This window comes from Ruegeria sp. K5 (genome assembly GCF_056531805.1).
Genome location: NZ_JBQFML010000002.1, coordinates 36,058 through 57,411 on the forward strand (window position 1 = coordinate 36,058; position 21,354 = coordinate 57,411).

A 21,354-nucleotide genomic window follows, 5' to 3' on the forward strand; every position below is an offset into this window, starting at 1 on the left:
TTTTCAGAACTTGCGGAATTCAGGTTCAAGGGCCGCGAGCGCGTCCAGCGTGTTGGCGGGCAAATGGGCGTCCAGATAAGGTTCCGCAGCTTGCATGGCCGCCGCGATAGGCTGGTAGCCCTTCCACCCTTTCAGCGGATTGAGCCAGACAATCCGCCGCGCTTTGCGCCGCATCCGTGCCAAAGCGTCTGCCAACCGATCCGGGGTCTGAGTGCAGTACCCGTCCGACAGGATCAGAACGACCGTCCGGCCATTCAGCGCGCGCGCGCCGTAGCCATCCAGAAACCGCTCCAGACTGCCCGAAATATCCGTACCGCCACCGAACCCCTCGGCCATCAGCGACAACCGACCAGCCGCGCGCAGCGTATCATGGTCCTGCAAAGCGTCGGTGACCCGCAGCAGGCGGGTGTGAAACAGATAGGCATCCGCATCAGTGTCGCTGCCGATCAGACCTTTGAGGAAGGCCAGAAAGACCCGCGAATACACGGTCATCGATCCGCTGACATCGCACAAGGCAACGATCCGCATCGGACGAGGGGGCCGCGCGCGGCGAAACAGATCGATGGGCTCACCACCCCGAGCCAGACTGGCCCGTTGAATGCGCCGCATATCCAGCGTTGGTCCCCGCAAAGCCCGTTTGCGCCTGCGCGAACGCCGGTCGCGTATGGCGCGCGCCAATTTCAACGCCGCCTCTTCCGCTTGTTTCAACGAGTGTTCATCCATCAACTCACGCAAATCCCGGCGCGACAGGTTGGCCGTGCGGGTTGCAATCAGCTTCCCGTCCTTCCCCTCGGCCTCCCTGTCGCTCGGGTCCGGAGTGGTGTCCCCTGAACTGGCCTCAGCACTGTCCGCACCCGGTTCATGGCTTTGCCAGATCATCGGCTTTGCCGACTGAACCCGAACATGCGTGTTCTGCGCGACGCCGGACCGTTGCTTGCCCGCATTGAACCAATAGGCGTCAAACAGGCCGTCGAACCGCCGCCAATCTTCGGCATCCCCAGCCAAAACCGCGCATAATGCCTGACGGGCCTGATCGGTGTCCGTAGCCTCGACCTTGGATAAAGCCACCAACGCGTCGCAAGTCTCTTTCGGGCCAACCCGCAAGCCATTCAGGCGCAGATGGGCAATGAACCCCGATATGCGATCCGCCAACCCATCAGCCCGAGAGGGAAAGCGCGTCACCTGCATCACGCCACCTTCCCGATCAGCCGATCCATCAATTCCGCAGGGGTCGCATCGTAATCCGCAGCGGTTTTCAACAGACACACCAAAGTCGCCTGCACCTCGTCCCGCGACTTGGCCAGATCGTTGACCCCCAGGCCCGACAGGGCGGCGGCCCAATCCAACATCTCTGCCACACCCGGCTTCTTTTCCAGATCTTCCTGCCGCAGCGCCTGCACGACCCCGATGATCTGCCGCGCCAGCGCCCCTTCAACTTCGGGCATCCGCGCCTGCAGGATCGCCAGTTCCGTTTCTTTCGTTGGGTAGTCCAGGAAACTGTAAAGACACCGCCGCCGCAAAGCATCCGACAGATCCCGCGTCCCGTTTGCGGTCAGGATAACAATGGGCCGAACCCGCGCCTTGATCGTCCCAAGCTCGGGGATCGTGATCTGATAGTCCGACAGGATTTCCAACAGATAGGCTTCGAATTCTTCATCCGCCCGATCAATCTCATCGATCAACAAAACCGGAGGTTCTTCTTCTGATATAGCCTCTAACAAAGGTCTTTTTAGCAAATACGCATCGGAAAACAGTTGCGCCTCGCTGGTGCCACCCTGCGCTTCGCTCGCCCGGATCGCCAGTAACTGACGCTGATAATTCCACTCATAAATTGCGTGGTTTGCGTCCAGCCCCTCATAACACTGCAACCGGATCAACCGCGTCGCTTGCCAAGCCGCCACCGCCTTGGCGACCTCGGTCTTGCCAACCCCGGCCGGACCTTCCAGCAACAAGGGCCGCCCCAACGCCTGCGCCAAATGCAACGCCATCGCCAACCGATCATCGGCAACATAGCCCTGCGCGGCCATTCCGTTTTGCACGTCACTCAAAGTCAAAACCAGGATCCAATCTTCATCTGGCCAAAAATATCCCGGGGGAGGTTCGGGGGGGGCTGGCCCCCTCCGTTAGGTCGGACCGGCCACAGCCGGTCCGAACCCAATTACCCGTGCATCCCCAGCCCATTGGCAATCTTCCAGATCCGCCAATGGTCATGCGGCATATGGCTTTGCACCAGCCCAAAGGGCCGGAACGCATCATGCACCGCGTTCGAAAACGCAGGCACGCCACCCACATTCGGGCTTTCCCCGACGCCTTTCGCCCCAATCGGATGATGCGGAGACGGAGTTACCGTATAGTCGGTGATATAGTTCGGCGTCTCCCACGCGGTCGGCAGGAAGAAATCCATCAGCGTGCCGGTCTTCACGTTGCCCATCTCATCATAAGCAATTTCCTGACCCATCGCGATGGCCAACGCTTCGGTCACGCCGCCATGAACCTGCCCGTCGATAATCATCGGGTTGATCCGCGTACCGCAATCATCCAGAGCGTAGAACTGCCGGACCTCCCACTCGCCGGTATCCACGTCGATCTCCATGACGCAGATATAAGCCCCGAACGGGTAGGTCATGTTCGGCGGGTCATAATAGCTGACGGCTTCCAAACCCGGCTCCAACCCCGGAATGGCCTGATTATAGGCGGCGAAGGCGATTTCCTTCATGGTCTTGAACCGCTCGGGCGCGCCTTTGACGGCGAACCGGTCCACGTCCCATTCGACATCGTTGTCGTGAACCTCCAACAGATAGGCCGCGATCATCTGCGCCTTGGCGCGGATTTTGCGCGCAGCCATGGCCGTTGCCGCACCCGCGACCGGCGTGGATCGAGACCCGTAGGTCCCAAGCCCATAAGGCGCGGTGTCGGTGTCGCCTTCCTCCAGCGTGATGTTATCGGCGGGCAGACCGATCTCACTGGCGATGATCTGAGCAAAGGTCGTGGCGTGACCCTGCCCCTGCGAGATTGTCCCCAGTCGCGCGATTGCCGAGCCAGTTGGATGGATGCGGATTTCGCAGCTGTCAAACATCCCCAGCCCGAGGATATCGCAGTTCTTGACCGGCCCCGCGCCCACGATTTCAGTGAAATGCGTAAGGCCAATGCCCAGCAGTTTGCGGGTCTTTCCCGCCTTGAATTCCTCGACCCGCTGCGCCTGTTCGGCTCGAAGACCGTCATACTCCACCGCCTTCAACGCCTTGTCCCAGGCGGTGTGATAATCGCCCGAGTCATATTCCCAGCCCAGCGCTGACTGATAAGGGAACTGATCAGCCTTGATAAAGTTGATCCGCCGCAGCTCGGCCGCGTCCATGTTCAGCTTGATCGCCAGAACCTCGATCATGCGTTCGATGAAATAGGCGGCCTCGGTCACGCGGAAGGAACAGCGATAGGCCACCCCACCCGGAGCCTTGTTGGTATAGACACCATCAACGGCCAGATAGGCGGTTGGAATGTCATAAGACCCGGTGCAGATGTTCATGAACCCCGCCGGGAACTTGGTCGGGTCCGCACAGGCGTCAAAGCCGCCATGGTCCGCCGTGGTATGACACCAGAGCCCGGTGATCTTGCCTTCCTTGGTAGCCGCGATCTTGCCCTGCATCCAGTAGTCGCGGGCAAAGGCGGTGGACATCAGGTTCTCCATCCGGTCTTCCACCCATTTCACCGGCTTGCCGGTGACAATCGAGGCGACAACCGAGCAGACATAGCCCGCATAGGCCCCCACCTTGTTGCCAAACCCGCCGCCAATATCGGGGCTGATCACCCGGATGTTGTGCTCGGCCAGACCCGAGATCAGCGACACAACCGTGCGGATCGCGTGCGGGGCCTGAAACGTGCCATAAAGCGTCAGCTTGCCCGTCACCTTGTCCATCGACGCCACACAGCCGCAGGTTTCCAGCGGGCAGGGGTGGGTGCGGTGGTAATAGACCATTTCTTCGGCCACTACGTCAGCCTCATCCAGAACAGCCTCGGTCGCGTCCTTGTCACCCTGTTCCCAGGTGAAGATATGGTTGTGATGTTTGCGTGGGCCGTGCGCGCCTTCGGTTTGACCTTCAAGGTCCTCACGCAGGACGACGTCGGATTTCAACGACTCGAACGGGTCAGTGATAACAGGCAGCTCTTCATATTCGACCTCGACCAGTTCCACCGCGTCCGCCGCGATATAGCGGTCTTCGGCGACGACATAGGCAACCTCCTGGCCCTGGAACAGAACCTTGCCATCGGCCAGCACCATCTGCTTGTCGCCAGCCAGCGTCGGCATCCAATGCAGACCCAGCGGCGCCAGATCTTCGGCAGTCAAAACCGCGACAACGCCGGGCACGGCCAAAGCCGCCTCTTTGTTCACACTGACGACACGGGCATGGGCGTAGGGCGAGCGTACAAAGTCGCCGAACAGCATCCCGTCCAACTTGATGTCATCGACATAATTGCCTTTGCCTTGGGTGAACCGCACATCCTCGACGCGCTTTCGGGCGCAGCCCATGCCTTTGAGGTTGGCGGCGCGTTCTTCGGGGGTCAGGGTCTGGTCGGTCATTCCGCAGCCTCCACTTTGGTTTGCCCTACCGCTTCGCTACTTGAGGGCTTTTGCGCATTGAGCAAATCAGCCGAGGCCGAGATCGCCTTGACGATATTCTGGTATCCAGTGCAGCGGCACAGGTTCCCCGCCATACCAAAGCGAATTTCATCCTCGGTCGGGTTCGGGTTTTCCTGCAGCAAGCGATGCGCGCGGGTGATCATCCCCGGCGTGCAGAAGCCGCATTGTAGCCCGTGATGTTCGCGGAACATCTCTTGCAACACCCCAAGGCTACCATCGTCATTGGTCAGCCCCTCGACCGTGGTGATATCGGCCCCGTTCACCTGTGCCACAAAGGTGGTGCAGGATTTGACGGATTTCCCATCGATATCGACGGTGCAGGCTCCGCAATGGCTTGTTTCGCAACCGATATGAGGGCCGGTGATTTTCAGATCTTCCCGCAGGAAGTGAATGAGCAACGTGCGCGGCTCGGCCAGACCTTCGACCTGTTTGCCGTTCACGGTGAGTTTGACGTGCATTTTCGACATGTGTTCCCCTCCTCACCCCGCGCGGCGTTGCGCACGGTCGATGGCGCGGCGCAGCATCACGGCGGCCACGTGTTTCTTGAATTCGACAGGGCCGCGGTTGTCGGCCACCGGGTCGATCGCGTCGAGCATCGCCGCCACGCAGCCCTCAACATCGCCGCCTGCCAGAGCGGCGCTCGCGGCCTCGGACCAGACCGGCGTGTCAGCCAGATTGGTCATCGCAACCGAAGCCGTTCCGTTGCCCACCATCACCGCAGCAGCAGCCGTCGCGTAATCGCCGATCTTGCGCTTTTGCTTTTCATAAGCCTGACCAACGCCTGCACCCGGCACCGGGATCGAGATGCGGGTCAGGATTTCTTCGTCTTCACGCGCGGTGAAATACGCGGCCTCGTAGAACTCCCGCGCAGCGACGCTGCGGGCACCATCGGGGCCGGACAGATCGAATGTCGCGTTCAAACACTGCATCAGCCCCGGCATGTCATTGCCCGGATCGCCATTGGCCACGTTGCCGCCAACAGTCCCCATGTAACGCACCTGAGGGTCAGCGATCTGCAGCGCCGCTTCGCGGATCAGCGGAATGGCTGCGGCCAGCCCGTCATGGGTGATCAACTCATGCTGCGTGACCATCGCGCCAAGGGTCACGGTCTCGGCGCCGACCTCAATACCCTTGAGCTCGTCAATGGCCTGAAGGTCGACCAGATGACCCATTTCGGCCATGCGCAGTTTCATCATCGGGATCAGGCTGTGCCCGCCCGCGATCACACGCGCCTCATCTCCGTGTTCCTGCAATATGCCGATGGCCGAGGCGATGTCGCCTGGCCGGTGATACTCAAAACCGGCTGGTATCATGTTTTTCCTCCCTGGGTCCAAGCGGTATGCCGTGGGGGACCTGAGGAAAGAAAAGAGGAGAGGGCGCTAGTGCCGCCAGTCACGTGAAACGGGGCGCGCGGCTTGTTTCACGAGTTGCGAATAGGCTGCACGAGTTGCGATCAAAGGCCCAGCGCGTCGCGGATCGCCGTCAGGCGGGATCGGCTGACCGGCACCTTGCTCAGCGCATCGACCCCGTCGAAGTAGCAGGTGCCATTGTCTTTGTGCCGCTCAAAGCTTGAGACATGTTTGGGGTTCACCAGATAGCTGCGATGCGCGCGCAAGAAGCCATCGGGTTTCAGGCGCGATTCAGCCTCGGTGATCGACCAGGGGCAAAACAGTTTCTCGGCCCCCATGTAGAGCACGGTGTAATGCCCCTCGGCCCGGATCGCGGCCACGCTGGCAGGTTCGGTAAAGAAGGTCTGCCCTTCACGCTCGAACGGAACACCGGCGCGCAAGGCGGTAGGTTGAGGATCTTGCGTGGGTTCTGACGCTGACGGTGCGATTTCTGGCTGCGGTCCAATGAAGGTGATCCCGGTCAGCAGAAAGGCCCCGCAGATCAGAAACACCGAAACCGTGACCCCCATCGCCAGCACCTGATTGTTCAGTGCAGGCCCGGCCCTGCCTGCATTGTCGCTGGCGATGAAATCGGTCAACCCCGCCGCCACGAAATGCATCGTGAAGACGGCCAGACCGAAACACACCGTCCCCAGCAGGATGTTGCGCTGGGTCCGGTTGTCATAGGCCACCCAGATTGCCAGCACCGACAGAACCACCGAGGCCACGGTGGAAATCGCCACGTCCCAGACCGTGTAGACCGGGCGGCACAGTTCCATCCCTGCCATGCCGACATAATGCATCACCACGATGCCAAGGCCGACAATGACCCCGGCTGAAACCATGGTCTGCATCGTTCGAGGCCGGAAATGCAGCAACAGCAACGCAAGTCCCACCATCAGGATCGCCACAAGGGCCGAAATCAGCGTAATGAGCGCGTCATAGTAAAAGAGGATCGGCAGTTGCAGGCCCAGCATGGCGACAAAATGCATCGACCAGATGCCGCCGCCCAAAATGACCGCCGCCAGCGCCACCACGAACTTGCGCCTTTGGTCATCCAGCTTTGAGGCCCCGTGCGTCAGGTAAAGCCCGGTGAACCCGGCCATCAGCGCCACGGCCAGTGACGCCGCTACAAGCCACGGGTTATGCGAGTAGTCCAGCATTTCGGTCAGTACGCCCTCCCCGACGTAAGGGCGACGTTAGCAAACCGAACTGTCCGGGACAATTGCCCAGCAATCGCGGGGATCAGGCCTGTTTTTCGACCTTTTCCTCAACCGGCTCGGCGTCCAGTTCGATGACGTCTGCACCCTCGGGCTCGGTCGCTTCCATCTCATCTGGCTCGTCAGTTTTGTCTTCCAACGCGCCGACGATCAGTGGCAGCATGTGAACGCCTGTGGCGCTGGCGATCTCGGGCGTTTGCGGGGTCTGCCAGCTGAGCGTGTCGAAGCTGCCGCAATTCTGGCAGACCGGTGCCCACTCCGGCTGAATGTCATGGCAGTTGGTGCAGACCCATTGCGGCCCGCGCGGCGCGTTCAGCGCCTTGGCCAGCCAGCCCTGCACCACCGCATCCGTTGCACCCTCGCCCCGCTCAATCGCGGCCATCAGGGTGTACCCACGCGCATCCGCCTGCTTTTCGACCACATCGCCCAGCGCGCGACGCGCTTCGGGGAAGTCTTCGGCCACGATATTCAGCTCGGCCAGGATCAGTCGGGTTTCCATGTTTTCCGGGTGAATCCGTGTCAGGGCGGTAAAGCGCTTGATCCGCTGGTCTGGTGTTTCATCCGGCGCAATTTCGGCAAAGGCATGGGCCAGATCGGGATGCGGCTGCACCTCCCACGCTTTCTTCAGGATCTTGGTCGCGGCTTTGGGTTTGCCCTTTTCGATATAGGCGCGTGCGGCCATTGCCGCTGCAGGGACCAGATCGGGCGACAGGCGGTTGGCCTCAATCGCGCGTTCCTGCTGATCAACTGTCGCGTCCTCGTCCAGAATATCCTTGGCCTCGGACAGGGCCAGAACCGCATCGCGCCGTTTGAACACATCGCGCGGCAGATACCCGGCCTTCAGCTTCGAGGTCAGCGTCGACCGTGCGCCGGCCCAATCCTGTGCCTTGGTTTGCAGGCCCAGCAGAACGTCCTGTGTTTCCTCGTGACGCGGTTTGATCGCCAGCGCCTTTTCCGCCAGCTTGCGCGCGGTTTCATCGTCGCCTTCAGCCAGTTTCTGTTTCATGATCCCCCGCACACCGACAAAACGCGTGGCATTGTTGGTCACCAGCTTCTTGTAGGTCTCGGATGCCTTTTTGGTGTCGCCGGTCATCTCGGCCGCCTGCGCCACCAGCAGGTTGGTCAGTTCAGGCTTGTTCAGCAGTTTCTCGGCCTTGCTTGCCTTGGTCATCGCCGTGCGCCCTTCGCCCGAGGCCAGTGCCATCAGACCATCCGCCAAAGCCTCATAACCACGCTTTTCCCGGCTGCGGTCGAAATAACGCGACAGGGCGGTTTCGTCGCCATTGAGGAATTTCAGCGTCGCGATCAGCAGGCTGAGCAGTTTGAAGAACAGCCAAACCGCAACGACCAGCACACCCAGCGCGATCACGGATTGCAGCGGCCCCAAAGTGTATTCCGTACCCGCAACAGTGATCTGCACCCCGCCGCTGGTTTGCATCAAAGCCTGCGCCCCCAAGGCCAGTAGGCCAATAATCGCAACGAAAACAAGGATTTTAAACAATGACCACAGCATGGCAGGTCCCTCAGTTCGAGTTCAGGCTGGACGCGAGCGTATTCGCGGCATCTACGGCAGAGACACGGGTCTGAGCCGCCTGCTCCCACTCGGCCATCGCGGTCTGCGCCGCTTCGGGCAAAGATTTCAATTCCGACAGTGCGCCGCTCAGATCGCCAGAGGCCAGAGCGGCCTGCGCACGCGACAGAACGGCATCGGGGTCATCCCCGTCCTGAGGGGTCACCGACCGCGCCCCTGTCTGACGCTGCAAAAAGGCGACAAGGCCAGTGCCTTTGTCCGCATCCCGCGCATCGGCCAGTGCCGTGCGCGCCGCGGGCGCGAATGAGGCGCGGAGCGCTGGCAGCGTCTCGACCCCCTTGTCGGCGGGGCCGGACAAAGCATCCGGCACGGTCACACCGCCTGCTTGCAGTTCGGTCACCAGATCAGAATATGGCGCACCCGTATCCAACTGACCATGCAGGCGCGACAGGATCGCGGCATTGGTCGCCGCAAGTGCTTCGGCCGAGGCTTTGGCCTCAAGCGCCTGGGCATCGGCCACCATCTTCTCAACCTCGGCCCGCTGTGCGGCCAGCGAGTCCTGTAGCTTCTTCAACTCAGCCTCAAAAGCGGCATTCGCCTCGGGCGAGGTGTTTTCGGCAATCGGGTTTTTTTCAAGCTCGGTCAATCGATCGGCCAAAGGCGCGATCTGACCGCTCAGCGCCGCGACACTGGACTTCATCGCGGTCAGGTCGGCATCAACCGGGTCCAGCTTTTGCGACAGGGCCTGCACCTGATCTGACAGGCCCGAGACATCGGGCGCATCCGACAGCGATTTTGTCAGGGCTGCGATCTGATCCGATTGATCAGCCAGTTTCGATTCCAGCGCGGCAATTGATTGCGCAGTGTCCGACCCGCCCGACGAGAACAGCCCGCCCTGCCCGGCCACAAAACCAAGTCCGGCAGCAATCACGCCGCCCAGCAGGGCCGGAACAAAACCGCCGCGTTTTTCGGGGGCCGGTTCGGCAGGCTTTTCTTGTGCCTGCGCCGGTTCAGCCGTATCCGCAGAAATCTCGGCTTCGGCTTCGGCTTCGGCTTCGGCTTCGGCTTCGGCTTCGGCTTCGGCTTCGGCTTCGGCTTCGGCTTCGGCTTCGGCTTCGGCTTCGGCTTCGGCTTCGGCTTCGGAAGTCAGGTCTTCGCTGGCGTCGTTCTGGTCAACAGCCGCGTCATCAGATTCGACAGTTGGATCGACAGTTGCGCCTTCGGCTACGTCGTCCGATTTCGGGGTTTCCACCGGTTCCTGATCGGATTTCATTTTGCCCGCCACCGTCACATTCCCCTTATCGATTCTAAAATCACCAGAACTACAGACTGGTCCAAGTTAATCTGCACCCGGCTCGCCCTCAACCCGCATCGCATGTTTCACAAGCTTTTTAACGGCTTTGCGCATTTTTACGGGCGTCGGCTCTTTGGCGATCTTCAGGCGCGTGTAGCCCAAGGATTTAAGGGGTTCCGCCGTTGCCAGGCTGATCGCGGCCAGCCAAAGGGGCGCGGTTCCGGCCCAGATGTCGGCAAATTGTCGCGCGGTCCGGGGTGAGAATATCGGCGCGATGATCGGTTGATCTGCGTTGCAAACCGCCAAAGCCTCGGCGCTCAGCGGTCGCAGATGTTGCTGGTAAACCGCCTGTTCCCGCGTTGTGACACCCAGTTCCGTCAAACGCTCGGCCACGTTTCCACGGCTGTGTTCGCCGCGCAGATGCAACAGCGGGCTGTGCGGCCGGATCTGTAGCAGGGCGGCCACCAGTTCCTCGGCCGTGCCGCCAACCATCTGCGCCGCCCAGCCTGCACCTTTGGCGGTGCCGGTCGTGGTCGGACCCACACAATAAGCGGGCAGATCGCGGCTCACCCCCATCGATGCCGCCGCGTTCACCGCATTGGCTGACGAGAAGATAAGCCCCCGCACGTCGGATGTTGAAACCTGCACCGGCAGCGGTTTGATTTCCAGAATGGAGGAATGGATGACGGTCACCCGTGATCTGGTGCGGGTCGGCAGCTGCGCCACAAACCTCTCCGAGGCAGCGCGCGGGCGTGTCATCAACAAATACAACGATCGGCGCCTTTGGCCTTGGGATTGTTTGCATCCGCGCAGGGTGATACCCCGCTTGCCAATTATGATGCAACGGATCGTGCCAATGGTGCAAACACTTACCGTCCTTGGATTGGAAAGCAGCTGTGACGATACTGCCGCCGCCGTGGTGCGCCAGACAGAGGGCGCACAGGCCGAGATTCTGTCCTCGGTCGTGCATGGCCAGACCGAGCTGCACAGCGCCTATGGAGGCGTCGTGCCCGAGATCGCGGCACGAGCCCATGCCGAGAAGCTGGACACCTGTGTGGTGCAGGCGCTTTCGGCTGCGGGATTGGGTCTGGGCGACATGGACGCCATTGCCGTGACCGCTGGGCCGGGTCTGATCGGCGGGGTCATGTCCGGCGTGATGTGCGCAAAAGGAATCAGTGCGGCCACCGGTCTGCCGCTGATCGGCGTCAATCACCTGGCCGGGCATGCGCTGACCCCGCGCCTGACCGATGGCGTATCATTCCCCTATCTGATGCTGCTGGTCTCGGGCGGTCATTGCCAATACCTGATCGCCCATGGCCCCGAGGCGTTTACCCGCCTTGGCGGCACCATGGACGACGCTCCGGGAGAGGCATTCGACAAAACCGCCCGCTTGCTGGGCCTGCCGCAGCCCGGTGGTCCTTCGGTCGAGGCCGAGGCGCGCTCGGGCGATCCCAAGCGGTTCCGGTTTCCGCGCCCCCTGTTGGATCGGCCCGGATGTGACCTGTCTTTCTCGGGGCTCAAAACGGCGCTGATGCGGATGCGCGATCAGATCGTGGCGGAAAAAGGCGGGCTGACCCGGCAGGACCGCGCTGATCTGTGCGCCGGGTTCCAACAGGCGGTTGTGGATACGCTGGCCGAGAAAACCCGTCGCGCGATCGGTCTGTATTTGGAACAAAACCCTGCCGATCCTGTGATCGCAGTGGCCGGGGGTGTGGCCGCAAATTCCGCCATTCGGGCCGCGTTAGAGACTGTTTCTTCCGAACAAGGCGTTTCGTTCACTGCCCCACCGCTGGCCTTGTGTACCGACAACGCGGCGATGATCGCCTATGCCGGGCTTGAACGCTTTCGCACCGGCGCGCAGGATGGTCTGGACCTGACCGCACGTCCACGCTGGCCCTTGGATCAAACCAGCCCGGCGATGCTGGGCAGCGGCAAGAAAGGGGCCAAGGCATGAGCGTTTCAGTACTGGGCTCTGGCGCATTCGGAACCGCCCTTGCGATTTCTCTGGCAGGCAACGGGCCTGTCACCTTGTGGTCGCGCGACGCAGTGCAAGCCCGCGCCATGCAGGAGACGGCCGAGAACGCACAACGCCTGCCCGGTGTGCCTTTGCCGCCCCAGATCACGGTGACGGCGCAGATCGATCAGGCGTGCCAATCGGATTTGCTGTTGGTCTCGGTGCCTATGCAGCAGTTGCGCGCGGCCTTGACCCAGCACCGAACGGCACTGGCGGGCAAAACCCTGGTCGCCTGCTGCAAGGGGATTGAACTGTCCACTGGTCTTGGCCCGGTGGCGGTGATCCGTGAAACCGTCCCGGATGCCCAACCAGCACTGCTGACCGGGCCCAGTTTTGCCGATGACATCGCGCGCGGCCTGCCTACGGCGCTGACATTGGCCTGCGCAGACGCCTCTACGGGCGAAGACCTGCAAGCCCGGCTGACCACCGCAAACCTGCGCCTTTACCGCACCACCGACACCACCGGGGCCGAGTTGGGCGGCGCGTTGAAAAACGTCATGGCCATCGGCTGCGGCGCTGCTATCGGGGCAGGGTTGGGAGACAGCGCACGGGCTGCCCTGATCACCCGCGGTTTTGCCGAGATGCAGCGCTTTGCCGCCCAGCGCGGGGCGCAACCGGATACGTTGATGGGGCTGTCCGGGTTGGGCGATCTGGTGCTGACCTGTTCATCTGAACTGTCGCGAAACTATCGTTTTGGCCTGTGTTTGGGTCTGGATCAGCCGTTCGACAAGACCACAACCGTCGAAGGTGTCGCCACGGCCCGCGCCATGGCCAAGATCGCCAAGGCCGAGGGGCTGGACATGCCAATCAGCACAACGGTGGCGGAACTCAGCGACGGTGCCTACAGTGTAGCTCAGGCGATTCAGTCCCTGCTGGGTCGGCCGCTTAAGGAGGAATAGAATGCTCATCGCCCTGATCGCCAAAGACAAAGCTGGCGCGCTGCAAACCCGTCTGGACAACCGCGCGGCCCACCTGGCCTATATCGAGGAAACCGGCGTCGTCTCGCAAGCCGGGCCACTGTTGGAGCAAGAGGACATGATCGGATCTCTGGTCATTCTGGATGTCGAGGACATGGCCGAGGCCAAAACCTGGGCTGAAAACGATCCCTATGCTTTGGCGGGGCTGTTCGAGTCGGTCGAGTTGATCCCCTGGAAAAGGGTGATCGGCTGATGGCGTATTGGCTGTTCAAATCCGAACCCTCGACCTGGAGCTGGGATCAGCAGGTCGCCAAGGGCAATGTGGGCGAAGAATGGGATGGCGTACGCAACTATCAGGCACGCAATTTCATGCGGCAGATGGCCGTGGGGGATCGCGGCTTTTTCTATCATTCGCAAAAGGACAAGGCGATTGTCGGTATCGTCGAGGTCTGCGCCGCAGCCCATCCCGACAGCACCACCGATGACGAACGCTGGGAATGCGTTGACATCAAGGCGGTGCGCCCGTTCGCCGAGCCCGTGACGCTGGATCAGATCAAAGCGGATGAGCGGTTGGCCGAGATGGTGCTGGTCAAAAACTCACGCCTGTCCGTGCAGCCTGTCAGCGATGCGGAATGGGTTACAATCTGTGCTCTGGGCGAAACCCAAGCGGATTGAACGTAAAAAAGGGAAGGCCCTGCACGGCGCAGAACCTTCCCTACCCCACGTGCTCCCTACTCACCACACGTGTATCGAAAATCTGGTTCTGACCGTCCTGGTCACTGGATTGACCATAGCCCGATCCGCGACCGCGTTTCAAACGGCAAGTCCTTAGAATCCAATTCAAATGCAAAACGCCCGCCTTGGGGACAGGCGGGCGTTCGTAATCGTATTGTCCGGGGATCAACCGTAAACGGATTCTTTCCCGAAATGCTTGGTCAGCATGTAATAGACGACCGCGCGGTATTTGTTGCGCTCGGACATGCCATAGGTCTCCATGGCCTTGTTGATCGCTTCCATCAGCTCGGGACCGTCGGACAGGCCCAGTTTCTTGATCAGGAAGTTGTTCTTGACGGTCTCAAGTTCACCTTCCTGGCTGGCCGCCACTGTCGACGCATCCGCGTCATAGATCGCCGGACCGCAACCGATGGTGACCTTTGTCAGCAGGTCCATATCGGGGTCCATCCCACATTTGCCTTTCAGATCTTCAGCGTATTTGGCGATCAAATCGTCGCGTTTGCCCATGTCCCATTCTCCTTAATCCGTTGTCACGGCACTTTTCACCGATGCCCGAGAGACTAGCCTTGCAATGAGATTTCCCAAAAGGGAAAAATCACAAGGTTTCCCCCTAGGCCGAACTTTGCGGAACGCCGCGAATTGATTTTCGTGAATTTTTTATTTAACCTTTTTGTTAATTACGAATCCCGGAGGTCCTGATGCCCGTTTCCCTACCCAATGAAACCACCGCATATCGATCCGCTCGTAACGCGCTTCTGTCCGCCGAGCGGGACCTGAGAGCAAAGGTTGAAGAGGTCGCGGCCTTGCGCCGTGCTCTGCCTGTCGGGGGCAAGATCCCAAACGATTACGCGTTCCGAGAACTTACCGGCGAGGCCGCACCGATGTCGTCGCTGTTTAGCGACAAGGATACGCTGATCATCTATTCGCTGATGTACGGACCGGATGCGGAACGCCCTTGCCCGATGTGCTCGGCCTTTCTGGATGGGTTGAACTCTCAGATCCATCATCTGGCGCAAAAGGCATCGGTTGCGGTGGTGGCGCAGAACACGCCCGAAAAACTGTTGTCCCTCAAAGACAAGATGGGTTGGAATGCGCTCCCGTTATATTCCGCGCTTGGGACGCGGTACCAGAGCGACTATCTGGCCGAGACCGACGGGGGTGACCAGCTTCCCATCCTGAATGTCTTTCAGCGCCTTTCGGACGGCATTCACCATTTCTGGAGTTCCGAGCTGTTCTTTGAACCCAGCGATTGGCATCCCCGGCATGTGGATGCGGCATGGCCATTGTGGAATGTTCTGGATTTCACACCGCAGGGCCGCGAAGATTTCATGCCCTCCCTACGCTGAAACGGCGCGCTCGGCTATCGGCAATAGCCCCAGCCGGGCCCCTGAAGGTGAAAATGATCGGCATGCAAGCGGTTGAAATCAGGGCCCAGCACCACGCGAAACCAATCACATGCGCCGCGCCCGATCTGACGCAGAAAATCGGCCTCGGGGCCGGGTTCGGTCCAGTCGTCCAACAGGTTCAGCGCCCGTCCGTCGGCCAGGGTAACGCCTATGATGTCGATCGAATCCGCCGTGGCATGGCTGCTCCACCCGCTGTTTTCACCTTGGGCGGTGCGCATGCGGCGGCAGTTATAGCTGCCCAGATGGCGCAGGGACCGGACTGTGGTGCCCAGAATCTCCTGCGCGGCTGGCTGGACCACGTGATGTTCCCACATCGCCAGACGCAGGGCGGTGGTGCAGCGTGTCTCAACAAGCGCGACCTTGGCTGAGGTCAGTTGCGACAACGCGCCCCGACCGGCAATGCCGCAATTCTGATCAACGACCAGATCCTCCATCGGTTCAAACGCCGCGCCCGCGTCGGACAGGGCCGCCCGGCACTGCGCCTCATCCGCCAGCGCCCGGCTCAATTGGTATCTGGTAACTGGTGTGACCCGGGCTTTCACGGCCAGATCCCGCATCGGATTCCAATGCGATGGAACAGGCGATTGCGGATGGGACAGCAACAGATACCCGCCCGAACCAACAAGAAATAGAAATACGATGATCGAAAAGAAAGACGCCGCCAGATACGAAATCCGGCGGCGTCCTGTGCGTTTGCTCATACCCGATCCGCGATCAGTAGCGGTAATGCTCGGGCTTATAGGGGCCTTCCGGCGCAACACCGATATAGGCCGCTTGTTCATTGTCCATCTTGGTCAGCTTCACACCGATGCGGTCCAGATGCAGGCGCGCGACTTTCTCATCCAGATGCTTGGGCAGGATGTAGACCTTGTTTTCGTACTGGTCGCCTTTGGTGAACAGCTCGATCTGCGCCAGGACCTGGTTGGTGAAGGACGCCGACATCACGAAAGACGGGTGCCCGGTGGCGTTGCCGAGGTTCAGCAGGCGACCTTCGGACAGCAGGATGATACGGTTGCCCGAGGGCATCTCGATCATGTCCACCTGTTCCTTGATGTTGGTCCATTTGTGGTTCTTCAGGCTGGCCACCTGAATTTCATTGTCGAAATGGCCGATATTGCCGACGATGGCCATGTCCTTCATCGCGCGCATATGCTCGATGCGGATCACGTCCTTGTTGCCGGTGGTGGTGATGAAGATATCCGCGCTTTCGACTTCGTCTTCCAGCAGGGTCACTTCGAACCCGTCCATCGCGGCTTGCAGCGCGCAGATCGGATCAACTTCGGTGACTTTCACACGGGCACCTGCGCCACGCAGCGAAGCCGCCGAGCCTTTGCCCACGTCGCCATAGCCGCACACAACAGCAACCTTACCAGCCATCATGGTGTCGGTGGCGCGGCGGATGCCGTCAACCAGCGATTCCTTGCAGCCATATTTGTTGTCGAACTTCGACTTGGTGACACTGTCATTCACGTTGATCGCCGGGAACGGCAGGTGGCCGTCTTTCACCAGCTGGTACAGACGATTCACGCCGGTAGTGGTTTCCTCAGAGACGCCCTGAATCTGGTCGCGCATCTTGGTGAACCAGCCGGGGCTTGCCGCCATACGCTTGGCGATCTGCTTCTTGATCACCTCTTCCTCTTCCGAACCCGGAACGGGGATGATGTCCTCACCCGCTTCGGCGCGGGCGCCCAGCAGGATATAAAGCGTCGCGTCGCCGCCATCGTCCAGGATCATGTTGGGGCCGTCTTCGAACAGGAAGGATTTGTCCAGATAATCCCAGTGTTCTTCCAGCGTTTGACCCTTGATGGCAAAGACCGGAACACCAGCCTCGGCAATCGCTGCCGCCGCATGGTCCTGGGTCGAGAAGATGTTGCACGAGGCCCAGCGCACATCCGCGCCAAGTGCTGTCAGCGTTTCGATCAGAACGGCTGTCTGGATGGTCATGTGCAGCGAACCGACGATGCGCGCGCCCGACAATGGCTTGCTGTCGCCATATTCCGCACGCAAGGACATCAGCCCCGGCATTTCGGTTTCGGCGATATCCAGTTCCTTGCGGCCAAACCCGGCCAGCGAAATGTCTTTAACGATATAGTCCCCGGCCATCTGGCGCTCCATTTTTCCGGTCAATCACACTTGGCTGCCCCTAACATCCCTTGGGGCAGGTGGCAATGTGGATGTCCGAAAACGGAGTGTTACGCCAGTTTTATCAGCTTGGCGTGCCGTCAACTTTGACTTTCGGGATCGCTTCGAAAAAATCGGTGCCAACGGCGACAATACAGGAAATGCCGTTCGCCTGGGTCACCAAAACGGTATAACTGCCCGTTTCTTTTGAGGTCCAAACCTCCATGACCGACTGCGCGCCGCGTGTTTTCTGCAAACCGCCAAAAGCCAACTCTTCCGAGTAACTATCCTGCAGCTTGGCAATCACATGCTCGCGCTCTGCACAGGTGCGGGCAAGGGCGGGCGGGGCCGTGGCGGCCATGCCAAAAGTCAGGGCAATTGCAAATAAACGCTTGAACATAACTTGCTCCTTTCACTTCGCGTTGCATTTGTGAGAGGCGCACACCGGGAGAAGCGTGTGCCCCCCTCGGTTTTTATGTCGGGATCGAGTGGTGATGTTTCAAAGCACGAACGCTCAAGAAAACGTTGGCAGCAAGTGATCCTGACAGGTACATCATAGCAGAAAAATACGATTTTAATGTGTCCCACTTCACAAGGCATGGCAGAATGGCAACACAACCCCGAGCATGGCAGAGGATGCTGTCAGGCCGCAGGCTGGACCTGCTGGACCCGACACCGGTGGATATCGAGATCGAAGATATCGCGCATGGTCTGGCCTTTGTGGCGCGTTGGAACGGGCAGACAAACGGCGATTTCGCCTATTCCGTGGCCGAACATTCCTTGCTGGTCGAAGAGATTTTTGGCCGTATCGCCCCCAAAGCGCCCGCGAAATGGCGACTTGCAGCCCTGTTACACGACGCGCCGGAATATGTGATCGGCGACATGATCTCACCCGTCAAATCCGCCGTCGGCCCGGACTATGGCGCGCTGGATGACCGGTTGGCAGCAGCCATCCACATCCGGTTCGGGTTGCCGGCAGAGGTGCCGAAAACGGTGAAACGGCAGATCAAGAAAGCCGACAAGATCAGCGCCTGGATGGAGGCCACCCAGATCGCGGGGTTTTCCGAGGCTGAGGCGACGAAGTTCTTCGGTCGTCCGGATCGGGCGGTGACGGAGGGGCTGACGATCACGCTAAGACCGCCGGTTGAGGTAAGAGAAGCGTATGTGGCACGGCATAGCGCGTTGCTTGAGAGATAGTAGGAAGTTTCGAGATGAATAGGCTGTGTTTCACAGTGATTTTATTGTGCTGCCTTGCACTTACGGCATCTGCATCTCCAGAAGACGATGCTAAATATATCGCTAGCCAACGGTTTCTAGAAGAAGAACTTCGCACGATGAGAACCAATGCTTCAAAGTATTATGTTAGGTACCTCGATAGTCTGTTGAGAAACCACAACATAAGAGTAAGAGATGCCGAGCGCCTCGAAATCCTTGTTCCTAATGAAATCACAGATGTTGCCATCGACGAGCAGCTTGACGATTTTGCGAAATCATATCTTAAGACATTCGATGCACAGCAATTAACCGAGATCAAATCCTTTTACCAAACCGGTGTCTGGCAAAAACTAAGAAGACTTAGTTACAAGGAGTGTAAGGCAGAGGCGGCAGACAGAATTGTTATTTCTCCTCTGGCTTGGGGATATGAAGAAACTAAAATCCGCCATTTTCTTTCACCTCAAGAGTTCAGGGATTTTCGATACTTCTTCGAAAGCGAAACCGGAAAGGCCTTCGGCGCGAGTTCTGAGCACCAAGTTTCTTGTAGTGATGGACTTATGACGACGGGCGTGTTTTCTCTACGAAGCGGTGAGGCGGCAATAAGAACAGAGTTTGTACTCAGCGCGCTCAAAACAAAGGGGCTTTTCTGGTTCTCCAACCCAATAGCTCGCAAGGATTTTATTGCAAAACTCGAGAGCGAGATAAAACACTAGTTGATCAAAAAGCGCGCTCAAGAGACAATAATCACCTACGACTACACGCCGCCAAATTCCACTACTATGTCCTGCATGCATTCTCAGACGTCGCGCCGTCTCGAACAAGCTGTGCCCATATCAGGTAGTCAAACACTTCGTTATTTTCCCCTTCTGGCCCGGCTATTGTCCTATTTGTGTAACAAAGAACCGGCGAAATCTTGCCACGAGCTGACAGACCTCTTTTCACAACACATCTGATCCCCCTAAAACTCACGTGTCTTCGAATGGACAGTGAAGATTCTTGAGCACCGGCACACGCAAAACAGACACGACTTGGCCGCGCTTGTCCGGCGCAGCCCGAACCGCAATTGCGGTGGGACTTTTGAGTCTGGTCTCTGCCTGCGCCCATGGTCCAAGCGATGAACAGCTCGATCCGGAACGTCAGTCAATGGCGCTGCGCGAGGTCTCGCAAAAGCAGTCTCGGGGGCAGAGGGTGTGGTGCGTGCCCTATGCGCGCGACCTCAGCGGTATCGAAATTCGCGGCAACGCCAAGGACTGGTGGGGCAAGGCGCGCAGTGGTTTCGCGCGGGGCAATGAACCGGTTGTCGGTTCGGTCATGTCGTTTCGGGCAACCCGCGGGATGCCGCTGGGCCACGTGGCAGTTGTGTCCGATGTTGTGACCGAGCGGGAAGTCATCGTGAACCACGCCAACTGGCACCGCAACAAGGTGTCGTTGAAGATGGGCGTGAGGGATGTGTCCAAAAACAACGACTGGACGCTGGTTCGGGTCGAAAGCCTTCCGGGTCAGTATGGCAGTTTGTACCCGGTGAACGGGTTCATCTATCCGAAGTCTGGCGAGTAGTCTTAAAGACTACCCTTTGAACAGACCAGTCAAAGCTCTGCTTTTTACCGAGGGCTACGCTTCGCCAAAATCCGCTGCAACGTCCGGCGGTGCATGTTCAGCCGCCGTGCGGTTTCCGAGACATTCCGGTCGCACAGCTCATAGACCCGCTGGATATGCTCCCACCGCACGCGGTCGGCGCTCATGGGGTTTTCCGGCGGCGGGGGCAGTTCATCACCCTTGGCCAGCAGCGCGTTGGTGATGTCGGTGGCGTCGGCGGGCTTTGACAGGTAATCCGTCGCGCCGATCTTCACAGCCGCCACGGCGGTTGCAATCGCACCATAGCCGGTCAGTACAACAACCCGGCTGTCGGGGCGTTTTTCACGCAGAACCTCGACCACATCCAGACCATTGCCATCCTCGAGCCGCAGATCGACAACTGCATAGGCGGGCGGACGGGCGGTAGAGATCGCGCGACCTGCGGCGACGGAACCGGCAGTTTCAACCTCGAACCCGCGCTTTTCCATGGCCTTGGCCAGACGTCTCAGAAACGGCTCGTCATCATCCACCAGAAGCAGGGATTTGTCAGGGCCGATATCAAGCTGAGAACTGTCTGCCATTCTTAGGTCTTTCCGCTATGTCATGCCGTTGGCTTGAACAAGAGTAATAGCAGCGCGGGAACAAAGGTCAAACAACCTTGTCAGGACGCGCCTTGATCGAGGAAACAGCCAACCTTGTCGGCCATCTGCTGGGCGGTTTCGTCGCGCTTGAAGAACTCCAGAAACCCATCCTCGGGCGTCACCAGATAGGTGAATGTCGAATGATCGACCAGATAGTATTCATCGCTTTTGTCATGGGCCTTGTAATAGGTCTTGTAGGCCTGACTGGCGGCCTTGACCTGTTCGGGCGATCCCGTCAGCGCGATGGTTTTGCCACCCAGGTTGAAGGCATAGTCGCCGACCACTTCGGGCGTGTCCCGATCCGGATCGATCGAGATGAACAGGGGCGTCGTGGAATACCCGCGCCCGGCCAGAATATCGACCGCCTCGGCGTTGCGGGACATATCGAACGGGCAGACATCGGGGCAAAAGGTATAGCCGAAATAAACCAGCGTCGGTTCGGTGATCACATCTGCGTCAGTTACCGTCTCGCCCTTGCCGTTAATCAGCTCGAACGGCCCGCCAATGGCCGCTGTACCCCCGGCGATCTGACTGGACCGGCATTGCGCGAACTTGTCGTCCGAGCCCGACCCTTGCGTCAAAAGCCACATGGCCCCAAGGCCAATAGCCAGAACAACGGTTGCGAGAACAGCATACAGGCGGGTCATGGCGATTATCCGTG

The 21,354-nt window shown here is 59.6% G+C and carries 23 protein-coding genes; 8 read left to right on the top strand and 15 right to left on the bottom strand.

Annotated features, from left to right (window positions below; translation table 11 throughout):
• Positions 1-3 precede the first annotated feature (3 nt).
• From ACR0MO_RS09570 to ACR0MO_RS09610, 9 genes are all read right to left on the bottom strand, one after another.
• Positions 4-1,188, bottom strand: a complete 1,185-nt coding sequence (locus ACR0MO_RS09570) for a vWA domain-containing protein (RefSeq protein ID WP_480890942.1) — start codon at positions 1,186-1,188, stop codon at positions 4-6.
• Positions 1,188-2,027 (bottom strand): AAA family ATPase, encoded by an 840-nt coding sequence (locus tag ACR0MO_RS09575; RefSeq protein ID WP_480891259.1) that lies wholly within the window; start codon positions 2,025-2,027, stop codon positions 1,188-1,190. Before ACR0MO_RS09575 ends, ACR0MO_RS09570 begins: the two co-directional genes overlap by 1 nt.
• A gap of 131 nt (positions 2,028-2,158) precedes the next feature.
• Positions 2,159-4,576: an aerobic carbon-monoxide dehydrogenase large subunit gene (locus tag ACR0MO_RS09580; protein WP_480890944.1), complete on the bottom strand. Its 2,418-nt coding sequence runs from the start codon at positions 4,574-4,576 to the stop codon at positions 2,159-2,161.
• Complete coding sequence (locus ACR0MO_RS09585) at positions 4,573-5,103, bottom strand: (2Fe-2S)-binding protein (protein WP_170453306.1); 531 nt, start codon at positions 5,101-5,103, stop codon at positions 4,573-4,575. The genes ACR0MO_RS09580 and ACR0MO_RS09585 overlap by 4 nt, the downstream gene beginning before the upstream one ends.
• A 12-nt stretch (positions 5,104-5,115) precedes the next feature.
• Positions 5,116-5,949: an FAD binding domain-containing protein gene (locus ACR0MO_RS09590; protein ID WP_170453307.1), complete on the bottom strand. Its 834-nt coding sequence runs from the start codon at positions 5,947-5,949 to the stop codon at positions 5,116-5,118.
• A 140-nt stretch (positions 5,950-6,089) separates the two neighbouring features.
• Positions 6,090-7,187 carry an MHYT domain-containing protein gene (locus tag ACR0MO_RS09595; protein WP_170453308.1) on the bottom strand — a complete coding sequence of 366 codons (1,098 nt, stop codon included), beginning with the start codon at positions 7,185-7,187 and terminating at the stop codon, positions 6,090-6,092.
• Positions 7,188-7,269: 82 nt separating this feature from the next.
• A complete protein-coding gene (locus tag ACR0MO_RS09600; RefSeq protein WP_480872862.1) occupies positions 7,270-8,757 on the bottom strand; it encodes a heme biosynthesis HemY N-terminal domain-containing protein in 1,488 nt (495 codons plus the stop codon).
• A gap of 10 nt (positions 8,758-8,767) precedes the next feature.
• Complete coding sequence (locus ACR0MO_RS09605) at positions 8,768-10,048, bottom strand: COG4223 family protein (RefSeq protein ID WP_480890946.1); 1,281 nt, start codon at positions 10,046-10,048, stop codon at positions 8,768-8,770.
• 66 nt (positions 10,049-10,114) lie between these two features.
• Positions 10,115-10,795: a uroporphyrinogen-III synthase gene (locus ACR0MO_RS09610; protein ID WP_480890949.1), complete on the bottom strand. Its 681-nt coding sequence runs from the start codon at positions 10,793-10,795 to the stop codon at positions 10,115-10,117.
• 130 nt (positions 10,796-10,925) lie between these two features.
• On the opposite strand from ACR0MO_RS09610, the gene tsaD reads away from it, so the two are divergent.
• From tsaD to ACR0MO_RS09630, 4 genes are read left to right on the top strand one after another with little or no spacing between them, the layout of a single operon-like run.
• On the top strand, positions 10,926-12,023 hold the full coding sequence (tsaD, locus tag ACR0MO_RS09615; protein ID WP_480890951.1) for a tRNA (adenosine(37)-N6)-threonylcarbamoyltransferase complex transferase subunit TsaD: 1,098 nt from the start codon (positions 10,926-10,928) through the stop codon (positions 12,021-12,023).
• Complete coding sequence (locus tag ACR0MO_RS09620) at positions 12,020-12,982, top strand: NAD(P)H-dependent glycerol-3-phosphate dehydrogenase (RefSeq protein WP_170623562.1); 963 nt, start codon at positions 12,020-12,022, stop codon at positions 12,980-12,982. The genes tsaD and ACR0MO_RS09620 overlap by 4 nt, the downstream gene beginning before the upstream one ends.
• 1 nt (position 12,983) lies before the next feature.
• Complete coding sequence (locus ACR0MO_RS09625) at positions 12,984-13,253, top strand: YciI family protein (RefSeq protein WP_170453314.1); 270 nt, start codon at positions 12,984-12,986, stop codon at positions 13,251-13,253.
• Positions 13,253-13,675 carry an EVE domain-containing protein gene (locus ACR0MO_RS09630; protein ID WP_170453315.1) on the top strand — a complete coding sequence of 141 codons (423 nt, stop codon included), beginning with the start codon at positions 13,253-13,255 and terminating at the stop codon, positions 13,673-13,675. The genes ACR0MO_RS09625 and ACR0MO_RS09630 overlap by 1 nt, the downstream gene beginning before the upstream one ends.
• Before the next feature lie 225 nt (positions 13,676-13,900).
• Here ACR0MO_RS09630 and ACR0MO_RS09635 read toward each other — a convergent pair whose 3' ends face one another.
• Entirely contained in the window at positions 13,901-14,242 is a 342-nt protein-coding gene (locus tag ACR0MO_RS09635) for a DUF2853 family protein (protein ID WP_170453316.1), read from the bottom strand.
• A gap of 191 nt (positions 14,243-14,433) precedes the next feature.
• Between ACR0MO_RS09635 and ACR0MO_RS09640 the strand changes: the two genes are divergently transcribed.
• Complete coding sequence (locus tag ACR0MO_RS09640) at positions 14,434-15,081, top strand: DUF899 family protein (RefSeq protein WP_170453317.1); 648 nt, start codon at positions 14,434-14,436, stop codon at positions 15,079-15,081.
• A gap of 14 nt (positions 15,082-15,095) precedes the next feature.
• Here the strand turns inward: ACR0MO_RS09640 and ACR0MO_RS09645 are convergent, their stop codons facing one another.
• The 3 genes from ACR0MO_RS09645 to ACR0MO_RS09655 form a co-directional block, all read right to left on the bottom strand.
• Positions 15,096-15,842, bottom strand: a complete 747-nt coding sequence (locus ACR0MO_RS09645; protein ID WP_170623559.1) for an extensin family protein — start codon at positions 15,840-15,842, stop codon at positions 15,096-15,098.
• Positions 15,843-15,855: 13 nt separating this feature from the next.
• A complete protein-coding gene (ahcY, locus tag ACR0MO_RS09650) occupies positions 15,856-17,244 on the bottom strand; it encodes an adenosylhomocysteinase (protein ID WP_170623557.1) in 1,389 nt (462 codons plus the stop codon).
• 103 nt (positions 17,245-17,347) lie between these two features.
• On the bottom strand, positions 17,348-17,662 hold the full coding sequence (locus ACR0MO_RS09655; RefSeq protein ID WP_170623556.1) for a hypothetical protein: 315 nt from the start codon (positions 17,660-17,662) through the stop codon (positions 17,348-17,350).
• Positions 17,663-17,868: 206 nt separating this feature from the next.
• Between ACR0MO_RS09655 and ACR0MO_RS09660 the strand changes: the two genes are divergently transcribed.
• From ACR0MO_RS09660 to ACR0MO_RS09670, 3 genes are all read left to right on the top strand, one after another.
• Complete coding sequence (locus ACR0MO_RS09660) at positions 17,869-18,459, top strand: HD domain-containing protein (protein WP_170623554.1); 591 nt, start codon at positions 17,869-17,871, stop codon at positions 18,457-18,459.
• Positions 18,460-18,473: 14 nt separating this feature from the next.
• Positions 18,474-19,190: a hypothetical protein gene (locus tag ACR0MO_RS09665; RefSeq protein WP_170453321.1), complete on the top strand. Its 717-nt coding sequence runs from the start codon at positions 18,474-18,476 to the stop codon at positions 19,188-19,190.
• Positions 19,191-19,545: 355 nt separating this feature from the next.
• Positions 19,546-20,034 carry a CHAP domain-containing protein gene (locus ACR0MO_RS09670; protein WP_480708456.1) on the top strand — a complete coding sequence of 163 codons (489 nt, stop codon included), beginning with the start codon at positions 19,546-19,548 and terminating at the stop codon, positions 20,032-20,034.
• Between the two features lie 44 nt (positions 20,035-20,078).
• On the opposite strand, the gene ACR0MO_RS09675 is transcribed toward ACR0MO_RS09670, so the two are convergent.
• Positions 20,079-20,633 carry an ActR/PrrA/RegA family redox response regulator transcription factor gene (locus ACR0MO_RS09675; protein ID WP_050604676.1) on the bottom strand — a complete coding sequence of 185 codons (555 nt, stop codon included), beginning with the start codon at positions 20,631-20,633 and terminating at the stop codon, positions 20,079-20,081.
• 80 nt (positions 20,634-20,713) lie between these two features.
• Positions 20,714-21,340 carry an SCO family protein gene (locus ACR0MO_RS09680; RefSeq protein ID WP_480890956.1) on the bottom strand — a complete coding sequence of 209 codons (627 nt, stop codon included), beginning with the start codon at positions 21,338-21,340 and terminating at the stop codon, positions 20,714-20,716.
• Positions 21,341-21,354: the final 14 nt, after the last annotated feature.

Bases quoted from the DNA above. Each gene is read 5' to 3' on its own strand.
- ACR0MO_RS09635 (WP_170453316.1), bottom strand. From the start codon at position 14,242: ATGGGCAAACGCGACGATTTGATCGCCAAATACGCTGAAGATCTGAAA.
- ACR0MO_RS09585 (WP_170453306.1), bottom strand. From the start codon at position 5,103: ATGTCGAAAATGCACGTCAAACTCACCGTGAACGGCAAACAGGTCGAA.
- ACR0MO_RS09645 (WP_170623559.1), bottom strand. From the start codon at position 15,842: ATGAGCAAACGCACAGGACGCCGCCGGATTTCGTATCTGGCGGCGTCT.
- ahcY (WP_170623557.1), bottom strand. From the start codon at position 17,244: ATGGCCGGGGACTATATCGTTAAAGACATTTCGCTGGCCGGGTTTGGC.
- tsaD (WP_480890951.1), top strand. From the start codon at position 10,926: ATGGTGCAAACACTTACCGTCCTTGGATTGGAAAGCAGCTGTGACGAT.
- ACR0MO_RS09665 (WP_170453321.1), top strand. From the start codon at position 18,474: ATGAATAGGCTGTGTTTCACAGTGATTTTATTGTGCTGCCTTGCACTT.
- ACR0MO_RS09680 (WP_480890956.1), bottom strand. From the start codon at position 21,340: ATGACCCGCCTGTATGCTGTTCTCGCAACCGTTGTTCTGGCTATTGGC.
- ACR0MO_RS09580 (WP_480890944.1), bottom strand. From the start codon at position 4,576: ATGACCGACCAGACCCTGACCCCCGAAGAACGCGCCGCCAACCTCAAA.
- ACR0MO_RS09605 (WP_480890946.1), bottom strand. From the start codon at position 10,048: ATGAAATCCGATCAGGAACCGGTGGAAACCCCGAAATCGGACGACGTA.
- ACR0MO_RS09630 (WP_170453315.1), top strand. From the start codon at position 13,253: ATGGCGTATTGGCTGTTCAAATCCGAACCCTCGACCTGGAGCTGGGAT.
- ACR0MO_RS09655 (WP_170623556.1), bottom strand. From the start codon at position 17,662: ATGTTCAAGCGTTTATTTGCAATTGCCCTGACTTTTGGCATGGCCGCC.
- ACR0MO_RS09640 (WP_170453317.1), top strand. From the start codon at position 14,434: ATGCCCGTTTCCCTACCCAATGAAACCACCGCATATCGATCCGCTCGT.
- ACR0MO_RS09575 (WP_480891259.1), bottom strand. From the start codon at position 2,027: ATGGCCGCGCAGGGCTATGTTGCCGATGATCGGTTGGCGATGGCGTTG.
- ACR0MO_RS09590 (WP_170453307.1), bottom strand. From the start codon at position 5,949: ATGATACCAGCCGGTTTTGAGTATCACCGGCCAGGCGACATCGCCTCG.
- ACR0MO_RS09660 (WP_170623554.1), top strand. From the start codon at position 17,869: ATGGCAACACAACCCCGAGCATGGCAGAGGATGCTGTCAGGCCGCAGG.
- ACR0MO_RS09625 (WP_170453314.1), top strand. From the start codon at position 12,984: ATGCTCATCGCCCTGATCGCCAAAGACAAAGCTGGCGCGCTGCAAACC.
- ACR0MO_RS09600 (WP_480872862.1), bottom strand. From the start codon at position 8,757: ATGCTGTGGTCATTGTTTAAAATCCTTGTTTTCGTTGCGATTATTGGC.
- ACR0MO_RS09620 (WP_170623562.1), top strand. From the start codon at position 12,020: ATGAGCGTTTCAGTACTGGGCTCTGGCGCATTCGGAACCGCCCTTGCG.
- ACR0MO_RS09675 (WP_050604676.1), bottom strand. From the start codon at position 20,633: ATGGCAGACAGTTCTCAGCTTGATATCGGCCCTGACAAATCCCTGCTT.
- ACR0MO_RS09570 (WP_480890942.1), bottom strand. From the start codon at position 1,188: ATGCAGGTGACGCGCTTTCCCTCTCGGGCTGATGGGTTGGCGGATCGC.
- ACR0MO_RS09595 (WP_170453308.1), bottom strand. From the start codon at position 7,187: ATGCTGGACTACTCGCATAACCCGTGGCTTGTAGCGGCGTCACTGGCC.